The sequence below is a fragment of the Magnetofaba australis IT-1 genome (genome assembly GCF_002109495.1).
Classification (GTDB): Bacteria; Pseudomonadota; Magnetococcia; order Magnetococcales; family Magnetococcaceae; genus Magnetofaba; species Magnetofaba australis.
The window spans coordinates 1-6,074 of sequence record NZ_LVJN01000005.1 but is presented as its reverse complement, the minus strand read 5'-3'; the positions used below and the strand labels follow the sequence as shown (position 1 = coordinate 6,074).

Annotated in this window: 5 protein-coding genes; all 5 read left to right on the top strand. The window is 61.3% G+C overall.

Annotated elements, in window-relative coordinates:
• A partial coding sequence (locus MAIT1_RS00625) for a hybrid sensor histidine kinase/response regulator (protein WP_206745398.1) occupies positions 1-2,469 on the top strand: 2,469 nt, incomplete at its 5' end.
• A gap of 90 nt (positions 2,470-2,559) precedes the next feature.
• Positions 2,560-3,072 (top strand): chemotaxis protein CheW, encoded by a 513-nt coding sequence (locus tag MAIT1_RS00620; protein WP_085440093.1) that lies wholly within the window; start codon positions 2,560-2,562, stop codon positions 3,070-3,072.
• Between the two features lie 293 nt (positions 3,073-3,365).
• Positions 3,366-3,680: an STAS domain-containing protein gene (locus MAIT1_RS00615; RefSeq protein WP_085440092.1), complete on the top strand. Its 315-nt coding sequence runs from the start codon at positions 3,366-3,368 to the stop codon at positions 3,678-3,680.
• A gap of 31 nt (positions 3,681-3,711) precedes the next feature.
• The gene (locus MAIT1_RS00610) at positions 3,712-5,403 is read left to right on the top strand and encodes an ATP-binding SpoIIE family protein phosphatase (protein ID WP_085440091.1); all 1,692 of its coding nucleotides are present in this window, start codon (positions 3,712-3,714) and stop codon (positions 5,401-5,403) included.
• A 25-nt stretch (positions 5,404-5,428) separates the two neighbouring features.
• Positions 5,429-6,074, top strand: a 646-nt coding sequence (locus MAIT1_RS00605) for a response regulator (protein ID WP_143814579.1), incomplete at its 3' end; no start/stop codon positions are given.

The window sequence follows — 6,074 nt, the reverse complement described above, 5'->3', positions numbered from 1 at the left end:
CCCGCCCCGGCGGCGGCCCCCGCCATGGATCCGGCCGCCATGGCCGCCATGGAGATGGGCGGCTTCTCCGATGCGCCGCGCAAACCGGCGCTGCGCAAGCCCACCAAAAACAACAAGCGTGGCGATAAGGGCGGCAAAAACGCCGACAAGCCCAAAGCCGCAGCCTCTGGCGGCGGCCAGCCCAATGTGGAAGAGACGCTGCGCGTTTCGGTGTCGCTGCTTGACGAACTGATCAACAACGCCGGTGAATTGGTGCTGGCGCGCAACCAGTTGGTGCGCGCCAGCGCCGAAGTGGCCACCACCTATCCCAACTTCACCTCCCTGGTGCAGAACCTCGACTCCATCACCAGCCGCATTCAGGAGCGGGTGATGCAGGCGCGCATGCAGCCGGTGAGCGTGGTGTTCAACAAATTCCCGCGCATCATTCGGGACTTGGCCAAAAAGCTCAACAAGAAGATCGACCTGGAGCTGCGCGGCGGCGACGTTGACCTGGACAAATCGGTCATTGAGCACCTCTCCGACCCGCTCACCCACATGATCCGCAACGTCGCCGACCACGGCATCGAGCCGCCGGAGGATCGCCTGGCGATCTCCAAGCCCGAAGCCGGTCAGGTGGAGCTGGCCGCGTATCACGAAAACGGCATGGTCAACATCGCCTTGACCGATGACGGCGCCGGCATCGACGCCACCCGCATCAAAGCCAAGGCGCTGGAAAAAGGCCTGATCACCGAACGCCAGGCCGACACCATGTCCGAAGAGGACGCCCTGGGGCTGATCTTCGCCGCGGGCTTCTCCATGGCCAAGAAGGTCTCCGACGTCTCTGGACGCGGCGTGGGCATGGACGTGGTGCGCACCAACATTGAGAAGTTGGGCGGCACCGTGCACATCGAATCCAAGGTGGGCAAGGGCACGCGCATCATCCTCAAACTGCCGCTGACCCTGGCCATCATCCCCGCCATGATCGTGTCGGCGGGCAAGCAGCGCTTCGCCATCCCCGAAATCGGTCTGGTGGAGATCGTGCGCGTGGCCGAATCCGACCGCGCCAACCAGATCGAAATGGTCGGCAACGCGCCGGTGCTGCGTCTGCGCAACATGCTGCTGCCGCTGGTGGACCTGGCCGACGTTCTGGGCATCCAACGGGTGTGGCCCCCGGGCTCCGACATCCCTGACCGCCGCAACCGTCTGTCCGACCGCCGCGCGCAGTCGCAAAAGGCCAAGGACGCCGCCAACGGCGAGGACAATCCCAAGCCCAAACAGCCTGCGCCGGAACCGGCAACCTCGGAGAAGTCCCCGCGCGGCGATGAGCGGCGCGATAACAACGACCGCCGCGACGCCGGCGGTCTGGTGGCCTACATCATGGTGCTCAACGTGGGCGGCAACGAGTTCGGCATGGTGGTCGACGAGGTGCTGGACTCCGAAGAGATCGTGGTGAAACCGCTGCCTGCGTTCTTCAAAGACAACCCCTGCTTCTCGGCCACCACGATTCTGGGCGACGGCACCGTCTCCCTGATCATCGACTACGCCGGCGTGATGGAGCAGGCCAACATCAACTTCTCCAACGTCGAACGCGCCGCGCGCATGGACCTGGACGACGAGCGTCGCGCCGCCCTGCGCGAAAAGCAGAACATCATTCTGCTGGAGACCGAGTCCGGCCTGATCATGGGCATTGTGCACAGTATGGTCAGGCGGGTGGAGAAGATACCGCCCAACCTGCTCGACAACATCGGCGGTCTACCCTATGTTCGCTACGACGGCAAGACCTTCCGCGCGGTCTACCCCGACCACGTGTTGGGTCTGGAGGGCATGGGCATCTCCATGGGCTACGGCGACGAGCTGGAAGAGGGCGTCCAAGAGGACAACGATCTGTGCATGGTGGTGCCCAACATCCCCGATATGCAGGCGGGCCTCATCTTCAAACGCATCATCGACACCCGCGAGACCACCATCGATCTGGACTGCCGCGCCATTCGCGCCGAAGGTCTGTTCGGCTCCGCCCAGATCGATAACCGCGTGGTGCTGTTCCCCGATGTCAATTCGGTGTTCGACATCGCCGGCATCGCCACGCCGCATCCCACCCCCACCGTCAATGGCATGGGCCTGCGCGCGCTGGTGGTGGACGACACCCCGTTCCTGCGCGAGCTGACCAGCAGCTATCTGAACGGCTGTGGTTTCGATGTGGTGCAGTGCGAAGATGGCCTGTCGGCCATCAACCACCTGAAGGAAGAGTTCTTCGATCTGTTAGTGACCGATCTGAACATGCCCATCATGGATGGCTTCGAACTGGCGGCGGAGGTTCCCACCACGCCGCTGTCCGATATCCCCATGATCGCCACCACCAGCTCCATCTCCTCCGACCTGGAGAATCGCTGCACCCGGGCCGGGTTTGTCAACTGCGTGCCGACCATGGACAAGATGAAGCTGCTCATGACCGTGGCCTCCATGCAGGAAGTGGAAGAAGAAGAGTATTGAGCGTTTGCGCCCGATCATCCTGGGGATGGTCGGGCGCGCCAACCCCGCCCGCGCCAACCATGGCGCTGAGGTTTTTGGAGCCTGACGACTATGTTGGTTAGCACGTTCACCCTGGGCGATCTCTATTTGGGCATCGACATCATCCTGGTGCGGGAGATCAACCGCTCCATGGAGTGCACGCCGGTGCCGGGCGCGCCCGATTACATTCGGGGCATGCTCAATATCCGCGGTCGCGTGATCAGTCTGTTCGATCTGAAAACCCGTCTAGGGTGGTCGGAGGAGCAACAACGCAACGCCATGGCCAAAGCCGTCAATGGCAAGCGACCCAAACAGTACAACGTGATCATGAAGACTCGCAGCGAAGTGGGTCAGATCAATCGCGAACTGGCCCAAGCCAAGTGCCCCTGGCAGGATCCCGTGGGCTTGGTGGTCGACCAACTGGGCGACGTGCGCGATATTGTGGATGACAACATCCAACCGCCGCCGGCCAACTTGCGCGGCATCTCCGCCGACTTCGTGCATGGGGTGGTGGAGTTTGAGCGCAATCTGCTGGTGATTCTGAATGTGGCGTCGGTTTTGGGCATGGAGCCCAGCCAAAGCTGATCCGAACGCCAAGCGCCCTGTTCGAAGGCGCCCTGAGTTTTCATCATTGCACGCGCAGCGCCCGTCGGTTCTATCCAAGCGGTCCGCATTCAATCATGCGGTTGCACATCGAACTGGGTCCCAATGGAGTGCGCCGACCCAGCTTGAATCGGCTGATTGAAACGCTGCCTTTGCCACTGGATGTGATTCCCTTGCGCTTCTCCAGCGTCGTTTCAGCGCTTGCGCCGGAGTCGGGGAATCTGTTGATTTTTGTCTGCGCGCAGCCGCGCGCTCTTGCATGAGGCGATTCAACCATGTCAGGCACCATCACCGTCACGCGCGATAACGCGCAAACCGTCATCAGCATCAAAGGGCGTTTCAACTTCGAGATGCACTCGCAGTTTCGCACCGCCTATCAAGTTGAAGTGGACGGCGGCGGCGCCAATCGCAAATTTGTGATTGATCTGGCGGGCGCGGAGTATATCGACTCCTCCGCTCTGGGCATGTTGCTGCTGCTGCGCGAAGAGGCCGGCGCCAATGAAGCGGACATCGAAATCGTCAACGCCCAACCGGACATCCGCAAAATTCTGGAAACCGCCAATTTCCAGCGTCTGTTCAAGATCACGTGAGTCAGCGCGTCGCATCGGCTCGCGTTGATCGATGAAGATCCTCATTGTCGATGATGATCGCATTAACAGTACGATACTCAATCGTCTGTTGGTTCGCGATGGACACGAGGTGCTGACGGCGTTCAATGGCCGAGACGGTGTCGAAGCATTTATTGAGCATCAGCCCGATCTGGTGTTGATGGATATTCGCATGCCGCTGCTCAACGGATACGAGGCCGCGCGGCAGATCAAGCAGCACGACAGCGATCGCTTTACCCCCATTATCTTTCTGACCGCCGTTACCGATGATGAAGGGCTGGTCAAGTGCATTGACGCCGGTGGCGACGACTTCCTCACCAAGCCGTTCAACCGCGTCATTCTGCAAGCCAAGATCGGCGCCATGGAGCGAATTCAGCAGCTCCATCGCATCCTTGAAGAGCAGAAGTCGCAATTGGAGCAGAACGCGCAGCACATCCAGCAGGAGCTGGAGGTGGGACGGTTCCTGTTCTCCAACATCATCAGCGCCGGCAATCTGAAGGAAGCCCCCTGTCTGAAGCACTGGACGGCGGCCATGGATCAGTTCAACGGCGACCTGCTGATGGCCAGCTACGCCCCCTCCGGGGCGCTATATGTGATGCTGGGCGATTTCACCGGCCACGGGTTGTCGGCGGCGGTGGGCGCGCTGCCCATCTCCGAGATCTTCTACAACCTCACCGCGCAGGGCTACGCCATCGCCGACCTGGTCGAGCAGATGAACGCCAAGTTGCTGGAGGTGCTGCCCAAACGCATGTTCTGCGCCGCCTGCCTCATCGAAGTGGACGCGCGGCAGAAGAGCATGTTGATCTGGAACGGCGGTCTGCCGGATATCTATATCGTCGATGGCCAGGGACGGTTGAGTCGCCAACTGGCCTCGCACAATCTGCCGTTGGGCATTGTGCCGTTCTCGGCGGAGGATCGCAGCGCCGATCTGGTGGAGTTCGAGGATGACGCGTTGGTCTACCTCTTCTCCGACGGCTTGAATGAGACCGTCAACGCCGATGGCGAGATGTTCGGCTTGAGTCGACTGGAGGGGTTGCTGGACGGCGCCACGCCGCCGGATCAGCTGTTCGACCACATCATGTCGACCATCAACGCCCACCGCGGCGACGCCAAACAGAGCGACGACGTGACGCTGCTGGAGATCGATCTGCGCCGCGCTCTGGTGGGACATGATCAACCCACCACCGCCAAACATACACGCCGGATTCCGCCTGCGGATTGGAAGATTGAATTTCACTTTGAGGCCGATCTGCTGCGGCAGTTGGATCCACTGCCCACCATCATTAACGCCATCTCCTCGATTCAGGCGCCCATCGGCCACCGCGAGCGACTCTTTATCATCCTCTCGGAGCTGTTCACCAACGCCTTGGAGCATGGCCTGCTGGATTTGGATACGGATCTGAAACAGGCCTCACAGGGGTTTGCCGACTACTATGCGCTGCGCGCCGAGCGGCTCGCCAACCTCAAAGAGGGCGAGATTCGTCTGCAAATTCGTCACACTGGCAACGATTTGGCCGGAGAGTTTCACTTTCGGGTGGAGGATTCCGGCTCTGGATTTGACCCCAACGCCGTCTATTCGGAATTGGAAGGCAATATTCGGCACGGCGGGCGCGGCATTGCCCTTGTTAAATCGCTGTGTACGCGGTTAACCTATGCAGGAAAAGGCAATATTGCCGAAGCGGTCTACACGTGGACCTGTGACTGACCTGTATCGAGCGGATTGAGGCATCATGAGCCAGGCATTGAAGGTTATGGTGGTCGATGACACCATCACCTACCGCATGATCATGAAGAAAGTGGCGGAGACCATCCCCGGCATTATGGTGGTGGCGTCCGCCCCCAATGGCAAGGTGGCCCTGGAGAAGATCCAGGAGGACGCGCCGGACGTGGTTTTGCTGGACGTGGAGATGCCGGTGATGGACGGCCTGACCACGCTCAAGGAGATCAGTCGCAACCATAAGGATGTGACGGTGGTGATGGTGTCGGGGGTCTCACGCTCCAACGCCAACATCATTGTGGAGTGCCTCAACGCAGGCGCGCTGGATTTCGTCACCAAGCCGCTGGAGACCAACGCCGAACGCGCCAAACAGGCGCTGCGTCTGGACCTGGAGCCGATTCTCAAAGTCGTGGTGGCGAAATCCCGCGGCGGCGGTAAGAGTCTGTTGCGTCCCACGCCGGGCGCTCCCTCCCGCGATGACGCGCCGGAAGCCGAGGAGCCTGAGACAGCGGAACAGAGCGCCCCGACGCCGCGTGGCGCGCCTGCTCTGGACGCCAATGCGCGGCTGCTGCGCCCGGGATTGGCGGGCGCGCATAAAGGTCCTGGATTGCCGCCTGCGGCGCACCGTCCGACCACGGCGCGCGGCGCGCCGCCATCGC